We start from the raw sequence: 421 nt of genomic DNA, 5'->3' as shown, positions 1-421 counted from the left end.
AAGCTCGGTCTGTTTCATTGTGCTGAGGGCGACCATGTATTAATCGTCATTCATCATTTGGTGGTGGACGGTGTATCTTGGCGTATTTTACTGGAGGATTTGGCATCTGGTTATGAGCAGGCAGTCGCAGGTCAAACTGGCACAGCTATTCGGCTGCCGCATAAAACAGATTCGTTCCAGGTATGGGCCAAACAACTGTCAGCCTATGCCAACAGTGCGACGATGGAGTGGGAACTGGCCTACTGGCAGCATATCGAACAAGCAGAAGCAAGCCTTGCGAAGCCTTTGCCGAAGGATTTTGCAAATGATAATGCACGGCTGGGAGACAGTGAGGTGGTGACGGTCCGCTGGACGAAGCAGGAAACGGAGCAGCTGCTCAAACAAGCTCATCGCGCGTACAACACGGAAATGAATGACCTGT

The 421-nt window shown here is 51.3% G+C and carries 1 protein-coding gene; it reads left to right on the top strand.

Going from position 1 to position 421, the window contains the following annotated elements:
• Positions 1-421: condensation domain-containing protein (locus HFD99_RS25000; protein WP_238797315.1), on the top strand; the 421-nt coding region annotated here is incomplete at both ends.

Source organism: Paenibacillus sp. EKM301P (assembly GCF_011800295.1).
GTDB classification, from domain to species: domain Bacteria; phylum Bacillota; class Bacilli; order Paenibacillales; family Paenibacillaceae; genus Paenibacillus; species Paenibacillus polymyxa.
The sequence above is the reverse complement of the archived record's forward strand: the minus strand, read 5'-3'. Positions and strand labels throughout refer to the sequence as shown.